The sequence below is a fragment of the Streptomyces sp. NPDC041713 genome, from assembly GCF_055591085.1.
Genome location: NZ_JBVIZY010000001.1, coordinates 390,762 through 409,230, shown reverse-complemented (window position 1 = coordinate 409,230; position 18,469 = coordinate 390,762). Strand labels below are relative to the sequence as shown.

Genomic DNA, 18,469 nt, shown 5'->3' with positions numbered 1-18,469 from the left:
GGGGGGCGGAACAGTCACGAGTGTCATCGGATGGGCGTGCGGAACGCATGCGTAAAGTCACGTTCGCTCATGTTCGAGAGAATCAGGGTATCGACGGGTAGGACAAATGGCGACACCCGCGCCCCGCTCGGATGAACGGGGCGCGGGTGCCAACCGGTTGACGGCGTGACGGCGACTGCTCCTCGGCTACTCCTCCGGCGGGAACACGACCTCCCCGCCGTCGGTCAGCGTGAGGGTGATGGCCTCGACGGGGCAGCCCTCCGCGGCCTCCAGGACCTTCTCGTTGGCGTCGGTCTCGGCGTCCGCGGGGTGCGACTGGCGGGCGGTGTCCAGCTCGAAGCGGCCGGGCGCGGTGAGCACGCACATGCCGGAGCCGATGCACACCGACCGGTCGACCTCGACGCGCCAGCGGTCACCCATCAGGCACCCGTCCCCTCATATCCGGCCGGGAGGTGGATCATCTTGTGCTCGAAGTACTCGCCGTACCCCTCGGGGCCGAACTCCCGTCCCAGGCCGGAGTTCTTGTAGCCACCGAAGGGGCCGAGCATGTCGAGGCTGAAGGTGTTCACGGAGTACGTGCCGGTGCGCACCCGGCGCGCGATGTCGATGCCGCGCTCCACGTCGGCGGTCCAGACGCTGCCGCTGAGCCCGTAGTCGGAGTCGTCGGCGATGCGTACGGCCTCGCTCTCGTCGCCGTACGGGAGCAGGCAGATGACGGGGCCGAAGATCTCCTCGCGGGCGATCCGCATGGAGTTGTCGACGTCGCCGAAGAGGGTCGGCTCGACGTACCAGCCGCGGTCGATGCCGGCCGGACGGCCGCCGCCCGCCAGGATCTTGGCGCCCTCCTCCTGGCCGATGCGAATGTAGTCGAGGGAGCGTTGGCGCTGTCGTTCGGCGACGAGTGGGCCGAGTTCGGTGGCGGGGTCGAGCGGGTCGCCGACCTTGAGCGCGGACGCGGCGGCGGCGAAGGCCTCGGCGAACTCGTCGTAGCGGGTGCGGGGCACCAGGATGCGGGTCTGCGCCACGCAGGCCTGGCCGTTGACCATCCAGGCGAACGGGACGATGCCGGCGACGGCGGCCGCGGCGTCGGCGTCCGGCAGCACGACGGCCGCCGACTTGCCGCCGAGCTCCAGCGTCACGCGCGTCAGATTGCGGGCCGCGACCTCCATGACGCGCTTGCCCGCGGCGACGGACCCGGTGAAGGAGACCTTGTCGACGTCCGGGTGCCCGACGAGGTACTCGCTGACCTCGCGGTCGGCGCTGATGATCGAGAGCACCCCCTCCGGCAGCCCGGCCTCGGCGGCGAGCTCGGCGAGGATGTACGCGTCGAGCGGTGCCTCCGGCGAGGTCTTGAGGATCACCGGGCAGCCGGCGAGCAGCGCGGGGGCGAGCTTGGCGGCGGCGGTGAACTGCGGGACGTTCCACGGCACGACGGCCGCGACGACGCCCACCGGTTCGCGCCGCACGAGGAGGCGGCCGAGCACGCCGTCGCGCGCCTCCTCGTAGGTGAAGTCGCGGGCGACGGTGATCGCCGCGTCCCACACCATCATCGCGGCGAGGGCCTGCACCATCACGCTGGAGGTGTAGGGGGTGCCGTTCTCGGAGCTGATGACGCGGGCGATCTCCTCGTGGCGTACCGCGAACCCGTCCTTGATCTTCGTGACGACCTCGATGCGCTCGTCCAGGGTCATCCGGGGCCAGGGGCCGTGCTCGAAGGCGGCCCGGGCGGCGGCGACGGCGCGGTCCACGTCGGCGGGGGCCGCGTGCGGCACGCGGGCGAAGACCTCTTCGGTGTGCGGGGAGACGACGTCGATGACGCCCTTGCCGAGCGGGTCCACCAACTCCCCGCCGATGAACAGCTGTCCGTGTTCCACGAGCTCGGTCATGGCTGACTGCCTCCTGCGGAGCGCTTCCTGACACTGTTTCAGAACTGATACCAGTTCTAGTTGGCGGAGTCCTCGAACGGAAGGGCCAACTCGCCACCAGGTCGGTCGACTTGGGCGACCATTGAAACTAGTTCTAGTTATAGTGGCGGCACCAGCGACAGAGACGAGGCGCCCATGACGCAGGTGAGCGGCACGCAGGCGAGCGGCCCGCCGGTGATCGAGCACGGCGGCGGCGTCCGGAGCATCAAGGTCCCGATCCCCGACAACCCCCTCGGCCACACCCTGGTCCACCTCCTGGACACCGACGCGGGCCCGGTCCTGATCGACACCGGCTGGGACGACCCGACGTCCTGGGCCACGCTCACCGCCGGGCTCGCCGCCTGCGGGACCACCGTCGCCGAGGTGCACGGCGTCGTCATCACCCACCACCACCCCGACCACCACGGTCTCTCCGCGAAGGTCCGCGAGGCCTCGGGCGCCTGGATCGCGATGCACGAGGCGGACGCCTCCGTCGTACGCCGCACCCGCGCCAACCCGCCCGAGCGCTGGTACGGCTACATGGCCGCCAAGCTCACCGCCGCGGGCGCCCCCGCCGACCACGTCGCCCCGCTGATCCGCGCCCGCGAGGAGGGCAGGCCGCGCGGGCTGCCCGGCCTCGACCCCGCGCTGCCCGACCGGGACATCACGCCCGGTGACCTGCTCGCCCTGCCGGGCCGGCGGCTGCGGGCGATCTGGACCCCCGGCCACACCCCGGGCCACGTCTGCCTGCACCTGGAGGAGGACCACCCGGCGGGCCTGCGGGGCAACGGCCGGCTCTTCTCCGGCGACCATCTGCTGCCCGGCATCACCCCGCACATCGGCCTGTACGAGGACCCCGACGACCACCTGGTGACCGATCCCCTCGGCGACTACCTCGACTCCCTGGAACGCGTCGGGCGGCTCGCCCCCGCCGAGGTGCTCCCCGCCCATCAGCGCGCGTTCGCCGACGCCCCCGGCCGGGTCCGCGAACTCCTCGACCACCACGAGGAGCGCCTGACCGGCCTGCTCACCCTGCTCGCCGAGCCCCTCACCCCCTGGCAGCTCGCCGAGCGCATGGAGTGGAACCGACCCTGGGCACAGATCCCCTACGGCTCGCGCAACATCGCCGTGTCGGAGGCGGAGGCCCACGTCCGGCGCCTGGTGAAGCTGGGGCGCGCGGAGGCCGTGGCCGGGAGCGATCCGCTCACGTTCGTGGCGGTGTGACCCGAGGAGCCCGCGGACCGGCCGGTAGAGTGAGTGCGTCGTCCTCACGTCCGCGCAGGGGGAAGCCGGTGGAATTCCGGCGCTGACCCTTCCCCGAGCTCTCGGCTTCGCTCGAGCAGGGGAGACCCCAATCCGTGCACCACACCGAGTGGTGAGCCGGAATGCCCGGCGCGGAACGTGACCGGCTCGCGTCACCGGACCCCGGTGAGCGGCACCGTCGAGGTATACGGAGCCGGAGCCGCCCGGAGGCCGTGCCCGCACGGTGCCGTGCGCCCCGCTCCCCGCAGGGAGAGGCAACCCGCCCCATCATGAACGTTCGTCGCAGCGCCGCGGTCCTGGCCGCCGTCGCCGTGCTGGGCTCGGCCGCCGCACCGGCCGCCGTCGCGGCCCCCTCCCCGAAGCCCTCGACCGCGCTCCCCTCGGGCCTCTACGGCAAGAAGGACCCCAAGTTCGACGGCGTCTTCCGCCAGTCGTACGCCCTGCTCGCCCAGCACACCGAGGGCGTGCAGCCCGCCGCCAAGGCCGTCGACTGGCTGACCGGGCAGCAGTGCGCGAGCGGCGGCTTCGCGCCGTTCCGCGCGGACGCCACCGAGCCGTGCAACTCCAAGACCGCCGTCGACAGCAACTCCACCGCCGCCGCCGTCCAGGCCCTCACCGCCCTCGGCGGCCAGGACAAGACGGTCAAGAAGAGCGTCCAGTGGCTGAAGTCGGTGCAGAACAAGGACGGCGGCTGGGGCTACAACCCGGGCCTGCCCTCCGACGCGAACTCCACCGGCATCGTCGTCGGCGCGCTCGTCGCGGCCGGCGAGAACCCCACCTCCGCCAAGTCCCGGGACCGCAAGTCGCCCTACGACGCGCTGTCCGAGCTCGCGATGGACTGCGGCAAGGACGGCGGTGCCTTCGGCCTCGCCGACATGAAGTCCGGCAAGCTCGCGCCGAACGCCGACGCCACCGCGGCCGGCGTGCTCGGCAGCCTCGGCCGGGGCCTGGTCGTGACGCCCGCCAAGAAGAACGCGTCCGGCGCCCCGAAGTGCGCCGAGCCCGACACCGCCGCGCAGGCCGCGAGCAACGGCACCGGCTACCTCCTGAAGACCCTCGACAAGACCGACGGCCACCTGGTGGCCCCGACGCCGGGCGGCACCGACCAGCCGGACGTCGGCAACACCGCGGACGCCGTGATCGCCCTCGCCGCCGCCGGGCAGAAGGAGCAGGCCGAGAAGTCCGCCGAGTGGCTGACGAAGAACTCCGCGGAGTGGGCGAAGGAGGCGGGCCCCGCCGCGTACGCCCAGCTGATCTTCGCCGCGCACGCGACCGGCCTCGACGCCCGCGACTTCGGCGGCGCCGACCTCGTCGAGCAGCTGAACGCGCAGGGCCCCGCCCCGCAGGGCGCCTCGGACTCGGCCACCGCGTCGGACGAGGACGACAAGAAGAAGGACGACGACGGCGGCGTTAGCGTCTGGTGGATCATCGGCGTCGGCCTGGTCGCCGGCATCGGCATCGGCTTCCTGTACAGCGGCAACCGCAAGAAGAAGCAGCCGTGACGCGAGGCCGCGAGCGGCGCGGGCGCCCGGCGCGGGCCGGGCGGCGCGCCCGCGCCCTGACGCTCGGAACCGTCCTCGCCGCGCTCCTCTGCGTCCTCGGAGTCGCACCCGCCCAGGCCGCCGGCTACCGCTACTGGTCGTTCTGGGACCGGGACGGCGCCGGGTGGACGTACGCGAGTCAGGGCCCCGGCACCGCGCGGCCCGAGGACGGCGCCGTGCAGGGCTTCCGCTTCGCGGTCTCCGAGGACTCCAAGGACGCCGCGAAGCCGCGCGGGGCCGCCGGCTTCCGGGACATCTGCGCGAAGACCCCGGCCGAGGACGGCCGCAAGCGCGTCGCCCTCGTCGTCGACTTCGGCACGGCGGGCGACGCCCCCGACGGGGAGACCCCGCCGAAGCCGCGTACCGCCTGCGCCAGGGTCGGCGAGGACGCCACCAGCGCGGAGGCGCTCGCCTCGGTCGCCAAGCCGCTGCGCTACGACAGCAAGGCGCTGCTCTGCGCCATCGACGGCTACCCGAAGACGGGCTGCGGCGAGCAGGTCGCCGGGGACGGCGCCGGAAAGCAGGAGTCGGCCGACGCGCCCTCCGAGCGGGACGGCGACGCCGGCGGGCCCTCGTTCGGCCTGATCGCCGGGGTCGTCGCCGTCGCCCTGCTGGGCGGCGCCGCCCTCTGGCAGGCCCGGCGCCGGCGCGGCTGACGCGGCACGGACGACGGACACGACGGACACGGACGGCCCGATGACGGACGACCACGGCGGGCGCGCGCCGGGAGCGCTGCGCCGCCGCCTCGCCCCCGAGGCGCACCGGAGCAACGCACTGCACCCGGGCGCCTGGTGGGTGTGGGCCATCGGCCTCGGCACCGCCGCGTCCCGCACCACCAATCCGCTGCTCATCGGGTTGCTGATCGGCGTCGCGGGCTATGTGGTGGCGGCGCGGCGGACGTCGGCGCCGTGGGCGAAGTCGTACGGCGCGTTCGTGAAGCTGGGGCTCGTGGTCATCGCGATCCGGCTGGTCTTCGCGGTGGTGCTCGGCTCGCCGATCCCCGGCACGCACACGCTCGTCACGCTGCCCGAGGTGCCGCTGCCCGACTGGGCCAGGGGCGTGCGGATCGGCGGCCGGGTCACGGCCGAGGGCGTGACCTTCGCGCTCTACGACGGCATCCGCCTCGCCGGGCTGCTGATCTGTGTCGGCGCCGCGAACGCGCTGGCGAGCCCGGCCCGGCTGCTCAAGTCGCTGCCGGGCGCGCTGTACGAGGTGGGGGTCGCCGTCGTCGTGGCGATGACGTTCGCGCCGAACCTCATCACCGACGTGCAGCGGCTGCGGGCCGCCCGGCGGCTGCGCGGCCGTCCCGACAAGGGGATGCGCGGGCTGCTGCAGGTCGGCCTTCCGGTCCTGGAGGGTGCCCTGGAGCGGTCGGTGGCGCTGGCGGCGGCGATGGACGCGCGGGGCTTCGGCCGGACCGCGCCGGTCCCCGCCGGGGTGCGCAGGGCCACGGCGGTGCTGACCCTCGGCGGTCTGATGGGCGTCTGCGTCGGGACGTACGGGCTGCTGACCGCACAGGGCTCCGCCTACGGCCTGCCCGTGCTGCTCGTCGGCCTGCTCGCCGCGCTCGCGGGGCTGCGGCTCGGCGGCCGCCGCTCGGTGCGCACCCGCTACCGGCCCGACCCGTGGGGCGTGCGCGCCTGGCTGGTCGCCGGGTCGGGGGCCGCGGTGGCGGGGCTGATGATCTGGGCCGCCTCGTACGACCCGGCCGCGCTGCAGCCCGGTGTCGTACCGCTGGTCGCACCGACGCTGCCGCTGTGGCCCGCGGCGGCGGTGCTGCTCGGACTGCTGCCGGCGCTCGTGGCACCGGTACCGGCCGAGGGGACGGGGGCGGGGCGGGGCGGGGCGACGAGCGGGCGGACCGGGGCGACTGCGACGGGGCGGGCCGGTGTGGCGAGCGGGTCGGAGTCCGCGTCCGCCGACCTGCGGGAGCCCGACCCGGCGGAGAGGCCCTCGCCCGCCGCCTGGCGCACGCCTCACCCGCACCAGGCCGCGAGCGGATCGGGGTCCGAGCCCGCCGACCCGCGAGAGCCCGCCCCCGCGGAGAAGCCCTCGCCCGCCGCCTGGCGCACGCCTCCCCCGCACCAGGCCGCCGCCCCCGTACCCCCCTCAGCCCCCTCTTCCGCTTCTCCCGAGGAGACCTCATGATCCGCTTCGAGGACGTCTCGGTGCGCTACGAGGGGGCGACCGGGCCCACCGTCCGCGGGGTCGACCTCACCGTGCCCGAGGGCGAACTGGTCCTGGTCGTCGGGCCGTCCGGGGTCGGCAAGTCCACCCTGCTCGGCACCGTGAGCGGGCTCGTGCCGCACTTCACCGGCGGCACCCTGCGCGGGCGCGTGACCGTGGCGGGCCGCGACACCCGTACCCACAAACCGCGCGAACTCGCCGACGTCGTCGGCACGGTGGGCCAGGACCCGCTCGCGCACTTCGTGACGGACACCGTCGAGGACGAGCTGGCGTACGGCATGGAGTCGCTGGGCCTCGCCCCGGACGTGATGCGCCGCCGCGTCGAGGAGACCCTGGACCTGCTCGGCCTCGCCGACCTGCGCGAGCGGCCCATCGCGACCCTGTCCGGCGGCCAGCGGCAGCGCGTCGCCATCGGCTCCGTGCTCACCCCGCACCCGCGGGTCCTGGTCCTCGACGAGCCGACGTCCGCGCTCGACCCGGCCGCCGCCGAAGAGGTCCTCGCGGTGCTGCAGCGGCTCGTCCACGACCTGGGCACCACGGTCCTGATGGCCGAGCACCGCCTGGAGCGGGTGGTGCAGTACGCGGACCAGGTGCTGCTGCTCGCCGCGCCGGGCGAGCCTCCGGTGCTCGGCGACCCGGCCGCGCTGATGGCCCGCTCCCCCGTCTTTCCCCCGGTGGTCGCGCTCGGCCGACTCGCGGGCTGGTCGCCGCTGCCGTTGACCGTGCGCGACGCGCGGCGCGGGGCGGGCGCCCTCCGGGAGCGGCTCGCCGGGGCCCGGCCGCCCCGGGAGACCCCACCCGAGCGGGCCCGCGGGTCCGCGGAGAAGCCGTCCGGGCGGTGGTCCCGGCCGCGCAGGAACCGTACGACCGAGGACCGCGCGGCCGGGGATCGTGCGGCCTTGGGCGGCGCCTCCGAGGGGGCGGCCGCCGCCGTCGTCGACCGTCTCGCCGTGCGGCGCGGGCGCGTCGAGGCGCTGCGCCGCGTCGACCTCACCGTGACCCCCGGCGAGACCGTCGCCCTGATGGGCCGCAACGGCGCGGGCAAGTCCACGCTCCTGTCCGCCCTGGTCGGCCTGCTCGAACCGACCTCCGGCACGGTCCGCGTCGGCGGCGCGGTCCCGCACCGCACGCCCCCGCGCCGGCTGATCCGGCACGTCGGCCTGGTCCCCCAGGAACCGCGCGACCTGCTGTACGCGGACACGGTGGCCGCCGAGTGCGCGGCCGCCGACCACGACGCCGAGGCGGCGCCGGGGACCTGCCGGGCCCTGGTGAGCGAGCTGCTGCCCGGCATCGCGGACGACACCCACCCCCGTGACCTCTCCGAGGGCCAGCGGCTCGCGCTCGCCCTGTCGATCGTCCTCACCGCGCGGCCGCCCCTGCTCCTCCTGGACGAGCCGACCCGCGGCCTCGACTACGCGGCCAAGGCCCGCCTGGTCACCGTCCTGCGCGGGCTCGCCGCCACGGGGCACGCGCTGGTGCTCGCCACGCACGACGTCGAGCTGGCCGCCGAGATCGCGCACCGCGTGGTGATCCTCGCGGACGGCGAGGTGGTCGCGGACGGCCCGACCGAGCAGGTCGTGGTGGCGTCGCCGTCGTTCGCGCCGCAGGTCACGAAGATCCTGGCGCCGCAGGAGTGGCTGACCGTGACGCAGGTGCGGCAGGCGCTGGACGCGGACGGCACGGGCCCGTCGTGACGGCCGCCGCGAAGACCCGGCGCCAGGCACGGCCCATCCGTCTTGGCCGCCGCTCGATCGCCGCGCTCGCGCTGGTCAGCGCGGTCGGCGTGGTCGCCTTCGGGTGGCCGCTGCTCGCGGGCGGCGGCTCCGGGCTCAGCGAGCACGCGCAGGACGCGCCCTGGCTGTTCGCGGCGCTGCTTCCGCTGCTGCTCGCCGTGGTGGTGGCGACGATCGCGGACGTCGGACTCGACGCGAAGGCCATCGCCATGCTCGGCGTCCTCGCCGCGGCCGGCGCCGCGCTGCGGCCGCTGGGCGCGGGGACGGCGGGCATCGAGCCGATGTTCTTCCTGATGGTGCTGAGCGGGCGGGTGCTCGGGCCGGGCTTCGGGTTCGTGCTCGGCGCGGTGTCGATGTTCGCCTCGGCGCTGCTGACCGGCGGGGTCGGGCCGTGGATGCCGTTCCAGATGCTGTCGATGGGCTGGGTCTGCATGGGCGCGGGGCTGCTGCCGGGCCCCGACACCCTGCGCGGACGGCGTGAGCTGTGGCTGCTCGCGGTCTACGGGGCGGTGTCCTCGGTGCTGTACGGCACGGTGATGAACCTCCAGGGCTGGCCCTACCTGGGCGGCCTGGCCACCGGTGTCTCCTTCGTGCCGGGCGACCCGCTGGCGGACAACCTCGGCCGTTTCGTCGCGTACTGCCTGGCGACCTCGCTCGGCTGGGACCTGCCGCGTGCCGTGGTCACCGTGCTGCTGAGCCTCGCGCTCGGTCCCGCCGTCCTCAAGGCGCTGCGCCGGGCCACGCGCCGGGCGGCCTTCGAGGCGCCCGTCACATTCACCGCCCCGAAGCCGTGAGCGGCCGGTCGCTACGCGTCATTTCGAGGTCCCTTCGGCGTGAGGCGGCCCACAGGTCTTTCGTCCTCTACGAAGCGGGGGCGTAGGCCGCGCGTCTTGATGTGCCCACATCAAAACTGCCCCTGACCTGCGCATTGAGAGCCACATCACACGATGGACGTTCGGCGCGGATGCGACTTCCACTAGTAAATACGGACATTGCACTCACCCGGGGGCGGCTGTTTCTGTGGAGGAGTCGCACGGCGCCGACGACCCCCCGGGGACGCGGCGCCGCCGCATGTCCCCCACGTTCCACGGCGTGCACCGCGACTCCCCGTCCCCCACCGGAAGGTCCTCCGTGTCCGCCTCGCTCATCCGCCGCATCGCTTCCCCGAAGAAGGCCCTCACCGGCGGCCTCGTCGCCGCTGCCGCCTCCGGCATGGTCTTCGCCGCGGCCCCGGCCCAGGCAGCCACCCCGACCACCACGAAGGCGGCCGCCCCGGCCGCCGCCCCCGCCGCCGCGCCGACCTCGGCCAAGGCGATCGCCAAGAAGAAGATCGCGGACCCCGCGCAGTTCGCCGCCTTCGACAAGATCGTCTCGCACGAGAGCGGCTGGAACCCGAGCGCGACCAACTCCGCGTCCGGCGCCTACGGCCTGGTCCAGGCCCTGCCCGGCTCGAAGATGGCCTCCGCGGGCTCCGACTGGAAGACCAACCCCGAGACCCAGATCGAGTGGGGTCTGAAGTACATGAACGAGCGCTACGGCAGCCCGGTCGGCGCCTGGAACCACTGGCAGGCGAACGGCTGGTACTGAGCCGCAGCCGCATATCCGCCGAGCCGGTGAGCCGCTGAGCCGCTGAGCCGTTGAAAGAGGCGGCAACCCCTCACTCAGGGGTTGCCGCCTCTTTCGGCTCTCAGCGCACCGCCGCGAACCACCGGACGATCTTCGGTGCCGCCATCGCCACCGACCGCATGTGCGGCACGTCGCCCAGGTCCATGACCGGGGCCCGCACGCCGTGCCCGGCGAGGTCGGCCGCGCAGCTACGGGCGTTCCCGATGGGCACGTCGGTGTCGCCCCGCGCCGCGTAGAGCCGTACGGGGGCGGCGGGCTTCCAGTCGCAGGACCCGTCGTTCGCGGTCAGGGCCTCCTTGAGGCCGCCCGCCGGGTGCCGCAGCCGCTCGTAGAAGGCGGGCGTGACCAGCTCCTTAGCCGACCGGGGCAGCGCCCCGATGACGTCCTCCTCCCCGTGCCGCCCGTCGAAGAGCTGCTCGACCCGGTCCGCGTAGGGCGCGCGGAACACCTCTGCGGGGTCCCGGTAGATCGGGTGCAGACGGTTCTGGGCCACCAGGAAGTACGAGAGGTAGAAGACGCCGCTCGTGTCGTTGACCCGGCCGTCGAGGAGGGCGGGCATCTCCTCGCCGGCCAGGTCGTAGGGCCCGCTGACCGGAGCGACGGCCCGCACGGTGAACCCGTCGGTCGTACCCCGCACCTGCCGGCCCAGCGCCATCGCCACCTGCCCGCCCTGCGAGAACCCGGTGAGGTACAGGTCACCGGAGAGGGGCCGCCCCTGCCGGTGCGCGGCGCTGCGCGCGGCCCGCAGCATGTCCTCGGACGCGGTCACCGCGGAGTGCGTGTCCATGTACGGGTGACGGCCGGGCCCGCGCCCGAGCCCGAGATAGTCCGGGGCGGCGACGGCCTTGCCCGCGGCGGCGTGCAGATAGGGGGTCAGCCGCCCGAAGTCCTCGGCCACGGAGGGCGCGTAGTCGCGGTGGGCCATGGTGCCGTGGGTGTCGGAGACGAGCCCGAGGGGCCGGGCGCCGGGGCTCTTCGGCAGCACGAGGAGGCCGGTGGCGGTGGTGGGCCGGCCCTGGGTGTCGACGGTGCGGTAGGTGAGACGGTACGCCGTCACCCCGTACCGCACGGTCGCCGTGCCGACCTCCCCCTCCTTGAGGAAGGCGACGACCTGGGCACGGCTGAGGTCGGCGACGGGCGCAACCCGCAGCAACGCACCCCGCCCCCCGTCCCGCACGACGACGGAACCTTGTTCTTCCCCCTGAGCGGCCTGCGCGGCCTGCCCGGCGGGCGCGACAGCAAGCCCCCCGAGCACGAGAGCGAGGAGAACGGCGCCCCCTCGTCGTACGGAACGGCCATGGCGGCAAGTCGAGTTGGTCATACGAAGACGCTACGAACCCACGTCCAACCGCGACATCCGACATTCCCCCCGACGGAGGGTGTACGTACGCCCCCTGGACGACGGGCCGGGACAGATTCAGCCCGTCCGGCGCTTGAGGACGAACTCGGCGGAGCCGGTGACGGACCGAGCCACGCCAGACGCCCACCCCACCCCACGACACCTACAGCCGCTGCAAAATCGTCCCCGTCGCCACCGCACCCCCCGCACACATCGTCACCAGCGCGAACTCCTTGTCCCTGCGCTCCAGTTCGTGCAGCGCCGTCGTGATGAGCCGCGCCCCGGTCGCGCCCACGGGATGGCCCAACGCGATCGCCCCGCCGTTCACGTTCACCTTCTCCAGGTCCTGCCCGAAGACCTGCGCCCAGCTCAACACCACTGAGGCGAACGCCTCGTTGATCTCGACGATGTCGATGTCCTTCAGGGACATCCCCGCCTTGCCGAGCACCGCCCGCGTCGCGTCGACCGGCCCGTCGAGGTGGAAGTGCGGGTCCGCGCCGACCAGCGCCTGCGCGACGATCCGCGCCCGCGGCTTCAGCTTCAGGGCGCGCGCCATCCGCTTGGACGCCCACATGATGGCCGCCGCCCCGTCCGAGATCTGCGAGGAGTTGCCCGCCGTGTGCACGGCGGTCGGCATGACCGGCTTGAGGCCGCCGAGCGCCTCCATCGTGGTGTCGCGCAGCCCCTCGTCGCGGTCGACGAGCCGCCACATGCCCTGCCCCGCGGCCTGTTCCTCCTCCGTGGTGGGCACCTGCACGGCGAACGTCTCGCGCTTGAAGCGTTCCTCCGCCCAGGCGACGGCCGCCCGCTCCTGCGAGATGAGGCCGAGGGAGTCGACGTTCTCGCGGGTGAGGCCGCGCTTGCGGGCGATGCGCTCGGCGGCCTCGAACTGGTTGGGCAGGTCGACGTTCCACTCCTCGGGGAACGGCTTGCCGGGCCCGTGCTTGGACCCCGAGCCGAGCGGCACCCGCGACATCGCCTCGACGCCGCAGCTGATCCCGACGTCGATGACGCCGGCCGCGACCATGTTGGCGACCATGTGGCTCGCCTGCTGCGAGGAGCCGCACTGGCAGTCCACGGTGGTCGCCGCGGTCTCGTACGGCAGGCCCATGGTGAGCCAGGCGGTGCGCGCCGGGTTCATGGACTGCTCGCCGGCGTGCGTCACCGTGCCGCCGACGATCTGCTCGACGCAGTCGGCCTGGATGCCGGTACGGCCGAGGAGTTCGCGATAGGTCTCGCCGAGCAGATAGGCGGGGTGGAGATTGGCGAGCGCGCCTGCGCGCTTGCCGATGGGCGTGCGTACTGCTTCGACGATGACGGGTTCCGCGGCCATGGGCTCGTCCTCTCCCTCCACGTCCCGCGAGCCGTCCCGGCGGCTCGCGAGTGGAACTAGTACGCGTTCTAGTTCTGTGCAGCAGTCTGCTGAGCCGGACCCATGTGCCGCAAGGGTCTTGCACGCACCTTGCGCGGGACGCGCGCGTAATCGTCCGGTCCTGGCCCTTGCCTCTTGTAGAACCCGTTACTACCTTTCGAGCCACTGCCTGATGGTCCGTCAGAACTCAGTTCACCGCCTGGAGTTGCCGATGACCTGTCCAGCGCTGCCCGACGGGTTCGACTTCACCGACCCCGACCTGCTGCAGAGCCGCGTACCGCTGCCGGAGTTCGCCCGGCTGCGGCAGACCGAGCCGGTGCGCTGGATCACCCAGCCGCCCCGCATATCCGGCTACGACGACGCGGGCTACTGGGCCGTCACGCGGCACGAGGACGTCAAGTACGTCTCCACGCACCCGGAGTTGTTCTCCTCCAACCTCAACACCGCGATCATCCGCTTCAACGAGACGATCACCCGGGACCAGATCGAGGTCCAGAAGCTCATCATGCTCAACATGGACCCGCCGGAGCACACCCGGGTCCGCCAGATCGTCCAGCGCGGCTTCACCCCCCGCGCCATCCGCTCCCTGGAGGACGCGCTGCGCGCCCGCGCCGGCTCCATCGTCGAGGCGGCCCTCGCCGGCGCGGCCCCCGACGGCTCCTTCGACTTCGTCACGAACGTAGCCGTCGAGCTGCCGCTCCAGGCCATCGCCGAGCTGATCGGCGTGCCGCAGGAGGACCGCTCCAAGATCTTCGACTGGTCCAACAAGATGGCGGCGTACGACGATCCGGAGTACGCCATCACCGAGGAGGTCGGCGCCGAGGCGGCGATGGAGATCGTCGCGTACGCGATGAACCTCGCCGCGGCCCGCAAGGAGTGCCCCGCCAAGGACATCGTCAGCCAACTGGTGGCGGCCGAGGACGAGGGCAACCTCTCCGGCGACGAGTTCGGCTTCTTCGTGATCCTGCTCGCGGTGGCCGGCAACGAGACCACCCGCAACGCCATCACCCACGGCATGCACGCCTTCCTCACCCATCCGGACCAGTGGGAGCTCTTCAAACGCGAGCGCCCGGCGACGGCGGCCGAGGAGATCGTGCGCTGGGCGACCCCGGTCGTCTCCTTCCAGCGCACGGCCACCGAGGACACCGAGCTCGGCGGCGCCCGGATCAAGCGGGGCGACCGCGTCGGCATCTTCTACTCGTCGGCCAACAACGACCCCGACGTGTTCGAATCGCCGGAGCGGTTCGACATCACCCGTGACCCGAATCCGCACCTCGGCTTCGGCGGCGGCGGACCGCATTTCTGCCTCGGCAAGTCCCTCGCGGTCCTGGAGATCAACCTCATCTTCAACGCGATCGCCGACGCCATGCCCGGCCTGCACCTGACCGGCGACCCGCGCAGGCTGCGCTCCGCCTGGCTCAACGGCATCAAGGAACTGCAGGTCAGCGCCTGAGGGACGCCGGGTCAGCGGCCGGTGGACAGTGCATCGCGGCGGCTGACGCGCCTCCAGGGAGGCAGGGGCGATCCCTCTCACGCCCCCGCCCCTGCCTCCCCCGGAGGAAGCGCGGCATCAGGTCAATCACGTGTACGAAACCAACGTTTCCGTTGCAGGAAGCGTCCTGAGAAGTGAACCTTGCCTCCCCAGGACTCGAACGGAAACGGTGGCCGTGGTCTCTGCCGACGTAACGCTCACGCCGTCCGACCGCGCGACCGCCGGACGGAACGCGCCGCCGCGCCCCATCCTGCGCCGTCACCGCGTCCCGCTGCTCGCCACCGTCCCCACCCTCCCCCTGTACGCGGTGTGGGTGGCCTTCCTCGCGACGGGCGGCGGCGACCTCGCGGCGCAGCAGGCCTGGGCGCGGTTCGCCTCCGAGCACGGCACGGCCGCGTACAACCTGTTCTGGTACGGCGGCATGCACACCGCCAACTACAGCCTGATCTCGCCGTATCTGATGGCCGCGCTCGGCGTGCGGACGGTGACGGTGCTGTCCGGGGTCGCGGGCGCCTGGCTGGTCGCCGCGCTGATCGACCGGTCCGGCATCCGCAGGCCGCTGTGGCCCGCGGTGCTCGCCTCCCTCGCGATCTGGTGCAACGTGGCCTCCGGGCGCACCACGTTCGCGCTCGGTCTCGCCTTCGGGCTCGCGGCCTGTCTGGCGCTGGTGCGGCAGCGGCGGGTGGTCGTCGCGCTGGTGTGCGCGGCCCTCGCCACCATGGGCTCGCCCGTCGCGGGGCTGTTCCTGGTGGTGGCGGGCGCAGGCTACTTCTTCGTACGCGACTGGGCGCGCGCGGCGGCGCTGATCGTGCCGCCCGTCGTCGTCGTGGCGGCGACCACGGTGCTGTTCCCCTTCACCGGCGAGCATCTGATGCCGTTCGACCGGATCTTCCCGCCGGTGCTGTTCAGCCTGGCCCTCATCCTGGGCGGGCCGCGCGAGTGGCGGGTGGTGCGGTGGGGCGCGGGCGTGTACGCCGTCGGGACCGTCCTGACGTATCTCATCCCCTCCCCGATCGGCACCAACGTGGAGCGGCTCGCCGAGCTGGTCGGCCCCGCGCTGCTGCTCGCCGCGCTGCTCGTCCCCGGCCTCACCCGGGCCCGCAGGATCGCCCTGACGGTGACGCTCGTGCTGTCCTCGGCGTGGGTGACGCAGAAGACCGTCGACGACCTCGTGGTGTCGACGAAGGTGCCGAAGTGGGCGGTCGACACCCAGGGCGTGGTGCGGGAGCTGGAGCGTCTGGAGGCCAACCGCACCCGGGTCGAGGTGGTGCCGACCCGCAACCACCGCGAGGCCACCGCGCTCGCCCCGTACGTGAACATGGCGCGTGGCTGGAACCGTCAGCTCGACATCGAACGCGGCCGGCTCTTCTACGACGGCTCGTTCTCGCCGGGCACCTACCGCGCGTGGCTCGACAAGTGGGCCGTGGGGTACGTGGTTTTGCCCGCGGGCAAACCGGACGGCTTCGCCGAGGACGAGGCGGCGCTGGTGGCCGGCGGGCCGAAGTGGCTTGAGCCGGTCTGGCGGGACCCCTACTGGCAGATCTTCCGGGTGCGCAACGCGGTGCCGCTGGTCTCCGAGCCCGCTGCCGTCGTGCGCTCCACGGGGTCGAACGTGGTGGTGCGGGTGCCGAAGCGGGGCTCGGTGACGCTGCGCCTGGTGTACTCGCCCTGGCTGCGGGCCGAGGGGGCCTGCCTGACGCCGAAGGGCGAGTTCACCCGCCTCTCGGTGCCCGCGCCCGGCACGTATGAGATCAGCTCGGGCTACCGCCGCTCCTCGGGCCGCCACTCGACGTGTCCTTGAGCGGGTCGCCGGCGGGGGCGGCACCGGCAGGGGACGCACCGGCAGGGGCCTCGCCGCCCGTCGCCACCTTCGGCGGCTGCCGCACGCGGGGGCCGGACAGCGCGTAGGTGAGGCCGAAGCCCGCGCCCACCACGGCCGCGCCGCCCACCGCGTCAAGGATCCAGTGGTTGCCGGTGCCCACGATCGCGCAGACCGTGAAGAACGGGTGGAGCAGGCCGAGCGCCTTCATCCACCACCGGGGCGCCACGATCGCGATGACCAGGCCGCACCACAGGGACCAGCCGAAGTGCAGCGAGGGCATCGCCGCGTACTGGTTGGTGAGTTCGGTCAGCGTGCCGTAGTCGGGCCGGGTGAAGTCCTGCACGCCGTGCACCGTGTCGATGAAGCCGCGCCCCGGCATCAGCCGCGGCGGGGCGAGCGGGTAGGCCCAGAAGCCGATGAGCGCGAGGACCGTGGCGAACCCGAGCGCGGAGCGCGCCCAGCGGTATTCGGCGGGCCTGCGCACGTACAGGACGCCGAGGACGGTCAGCGGCACCGCGAAGTGGAACGACGTGTAGTAGAAGTTGAAGAACTCCTCCATCCAGCCGGTCCGCGCGGTCAGGTGGTTGAACCAGTGCTCGACGTCGATGTGCAGGAACCGCTCGACCGCGTGCACCTGCGCGCCGTGGTGCTCGGCGTCGTCCCGGCCCCCGGAGATCGTGCCGCCCGTCGCCGCGAGCCTGACCTGCTGGTACGCGGAGTAGCCGACGCGGATCAGGAGCAGTTCCAGCAGCAGGTTCGGACGGGTCAGGACGCGCCGCCAGAACGGCACCAGCGGCACCCTGCTCCAGCGGGCCGGCACCGGCGCGGCGTACTCGGTGGGGACGGGCCGCTGATAGCGCGGGTGCGCGCGGGACAGGAACGGCACGACGGCGGCCGCGGCGAGCGCCGCGATCAGCACGACGTCGTCCCGGACCGGCTCGGTGACCGGCATGTTCGGCAGCATCATCGTGGCGGGCAGCGTCGACACCAGGACGACGGCCACCGGCCACACGTAACGGTCGGAGCGGCGCGTGCCGACCCGGCCGACCACCGCGAAGAGCACCCACAGGAGCTGGTGCTGCCAGGTCGTCGGGGACACCGCGACCGCCACGCAGCCGGTGATGGCGACGGCGAGGAGCAGCTGCCCGTCCCGGGCATAGCGCACGGCGCGGCGCAGGCCCACGTAGACGACGGCGGCGCTCAGGGCCAGGAAGAGGCCGGTCTCCAGCGGGCCCTGCAGGCCCAGGCGGAGCAGCATGCCGTGCAGCGACTGGTTGGCGGTGGCGTCCGGGCGCCCGCCGAGGCCGGCGCCCGCGGGGTGGTGGAACCAGTACGTGGACGAGTCGCCCGGCGTCGCGGCCCAGGCGAGCGCGGTGCAGACGGCGAAGGCGGCGCCGGTCGACGCGGCGGCCTTCTTGCGGCCGGTGCACCAGAGCAGCGCGGCGAAGAGCAGCGCGGCCGGCTGCAGGGCGGAGCCGACGCCGATGAGGACGCCGCCGACCCGTTCGCCGCGGACCGCGAAGAGCCCGAGCAGGACGAGCAGGACCGGCAGGACGCTGGTCTGGCCGAGGTGCAGGGTGTTGCGCACCGGCAGCGACAGGATGAGCAGGCTGATCGCCACGGGGGCGGCGAGCAGCGAGGTGCGCCGGCTGACGGGCTGCGGCAGCGCGCGGGCGGCGACGAGGCCGAGGACGACGACCAGGCCGAGGGTGCCGAAGGTCCAGGCCCAGCCGAGCGCCTGTTCCCCGGTGCGCGCGAGCGGTTTGAGGACGAGGCCGGCGAAGGGCGGCCCGGTGAACTTGTCCGCGTCGTAGAAGGATCCGTTGACGTGCAGGACGCCGTCCGGCCCGAGCCACGTCTCCAGATCGGTGAACCGCTCCCCCGCGGGGGTGCGCAGGACGTCGGTGACCTGCCGGACCGCGAGGAAGGCGGCGATCAGCCAGAGAGCGACGCGGGCCGCTCCGACCCGCGCCTCGGGGCCACCGGGCCGCCCCGCTCCCAGGGTTCTGCCCGGTCCCGTGTGCGTTCCGCTCTGCTCGACGTCCACCACGCCCCGTCGGCCTCCCGCCCGGTCCGTCATGTGTGCGGCACGTTCCGGCACGGCCTTCAGTCGTCGGCTCGTACGGACCGCGCCCTGTTGTGAGACGCACGCAACCGCCACTTCACCTGGCGGCCACACCGTTTTCCATC

At 73.3% G+C, this 18,469-nt stretch carries 13 protein-coding genes and 1 pseudogene; 9 read left to right on the top strand and 5 right to left on the bottom strand.

Going from position 1 to position 18,469, the window contains the following annotated elements; all coding sequences use genetic code 11:
• Positions 1 to 186: 186 nt before the first annotated feature.
• Positions 187 to 420 (bottom strand): ferredoxin, encoded by a 234-nt coding sequence (locus ACZ6CV_RS01770; protein ID WP_469248801.1) that lies wholly within the window; start codon positions 418 to 420, stop codon positions 187 to 189.
• Positions 420 to 1,886 (bottom strand): aldehyde dehydrogenase, encoded by a 1,467-nt coding sequence (locus ACZ6CV_RS01765; protein ID WP_469248799.1) that lies wholly within the window; start codon positions 1,884 to 1,886, stop codon positions 420 to 422. Before ACZ6CV_RS01765 ends, ACZ6CV_RS01770 begins: the two co-directional genes overlap by 1 nt.
• Positions 1,887 to 2,060: 174 nt before the next feature.
• On the opposite strand from ACZ6CV_RS01765, the gene ACZ6CV_RS01760 reads away from it, so the two are divergent.
• The 7 genes and pseudogenes from ACZ6CV_RS01760 (at position 2,061) to ACZ6CV_RS01730 (ending at position 10,215) form a co-directional block, all read left to right on the top strand.
• Positions 2,061 to 3,128 (top strand): MBL fold metallo-hydrolase, encoded by a 1,068-nt coding sequence (locus tag ACZ6CV_RS01760; protein ID WP_469248797.1) that lies wholly within the window; start codon positions 2,061 to 2,063, stop codon positions 3,126 to 3,128.
• 308 nt (positions 3,129 to 3,436) lie between these two features.
• On the top strand, positions 3,437 to 4,669 hold the full coding sequence (locus tag ACZ6CV_RS01755) for a prenyltransferase/squalene oxidase repeat-containing protein (RefSeq protein ID WP_469248795.1): 1,233 nt from the start codon (positions 3,437 to 3,439) through the stop codon (positions 4,667 to 4,669).
• Positions 4,666 to 5,364, top strand: coding sequence for an SCO2322 family protein (locus ACZ6CV_RS01750; RefSeq protein ID WP_469248793.1), 699 nt, complete (start codon positions 4,666 to 4,668; stop codon positions 5,362 to 5,364). Before ACZ6CV_RS01755 ends, ACZ6CV_RS01750 begins: the two co-directional genes overlap by 4 nt.
• Positions 5,365 to 5,404: 40 nt before the next feature.
• Positions 5,405 to 6,538 (top strand): annotated as a pseudogene (locus tag ACZ6CV_RS01745) (energy-coupling factor transporter transmembrane component T); the annotation flags it as partial.
• A 314-nt stretch (positions 6,539 to 6,852) separates the two neighbouring features.
• Positions 6,853 to 8,589 carry an ABC transporter ATP-binding protein gene (locus ACZ6CV_RS01740; protein ID WP_469248791.1) on the top strand — a complete coding sequence of 579 codons (1,737 nt, stop codon included), beginning with the start codon at positions 6,853 to 6,855 and terminating at the stop codon, positions 8,587 to 8,589.
• Complete coding sequence (locus tag ACZ6CV_RS01735) at positions 8,586 to 9,422, top strand: ECF transporter S component (protein WP_469248789.1); 837 nt, start codon at positions 8,586 to 8,588, stop codon at positions 9,420 to 9,422. Before ACZ6CV_RS01740 ends, ACZ6CV_RS01735 begins: the two co-directional genes overlap by 4 nt.
• A 337-nt stretch (positions 9,423 to 9,759) precedes the next feature.
• Positions 9,760 to 10,215 (top strand): aggregation-promoting factor C-terminal-like domain-containing protein, encoded by a 456-nt coding sequence (locus ACZ6CV_RS01730; RefSeq protein ID WP_469249591.1) that lies wholly within the window; start codon positions 9,760 to 9,762, stop codon positions 10,213 to 10,215.
• 100 nt (positions 10,216 to 10,315) lie between these two features.
• On the opposite strand, the gene ACZ6CV_RS01725 is transcribed toward ACZ6CV_RS01730, so the two are convergent.
• On the bottom strand, positions 10,316 to 11,575 hold the full coding sequence (locus ACZ6CV_RS01725) for an alpha/beta fold hydrolase family protein (RefSeq protein WP_469248787.1): 1,260 nt from the start codon (positions 11,573 to 11,575) through the stop codon (positions 10,316 to 10,318).
• A gap of 181 nt (positions 11,576 to 11,756) precedes the next feature.
• On the bottom strand, positions 11,757 to 12,926 hold the full coding sequence (locus tag ACZ6CV_RS01720; RefSeq protein WP_469248785.1) for a steroid 3-ketoacyl-CoA thiolase: 1,170 nt from the start codon (positions 12,924 to 12,926) through the stop codon (positions 11,757 to 11,759).
• Positions 12,927 to 13,176: 250 nt separating this feature from the next.
• Here ACZ6CV_RS01720 and ACZ6CV_RS01715 point away from each other — a divergent pair, with 250 nt between their 5' ends.
• The gene (locus ACZ6CV_RS01715; protein WP_469248783.1) at positions 13,177 to 14,418 is read left to right on the top strand and encodes a cytochrome P450; all 1,242 of its coding nucleotides are present in this window, start codon (positions 13,177 to 13,179) and stop codon (positions 14,416 to 14,418) included.
• A gap of 214 nt (positions 14,419 to 14,632) precedes the next feature.
• Positions 14,633 to 16,258 carry a hypothetical protein gene (locus tag ACZ6CV_RS01710; RefSeq protein ID WP_469249590.1) on the top strand — a complete coding sequence of 542 codons (1,626 nt, stop codon included), beginning with the start codon at positions 14,633 to 14,635 and terminating at the stop codon, positions 16,256 to 16,258.
• Here ACZ6CV_RS01710 and ACZ6CV_RS01705 read toward each other — a convergent pair.
• Positions 16,209 to 18,359 carry a bifunctional glycosyltransferase 87/phosphatase PAP2 family protein gene (locus tag ACZ6CV_RS01705; RefSeq protein ID WP_469248781.1) on the bottom strand — a complete coding sequence of 717 codons (2,151 nt, stop codon included), beginning with the start codon at positions 18,357 to 18,359 and terminating at the stop codon, positions 16,209 to 16,211. The two genes, ACZ6CV_RS01710 and ACZ6CV_RS01705, sit on opposite strands and share 50 nt — an antisense overlap.
• Between the last annotated feature and the right edge of the window lie 110 nt (positions 18,360 to 18,469).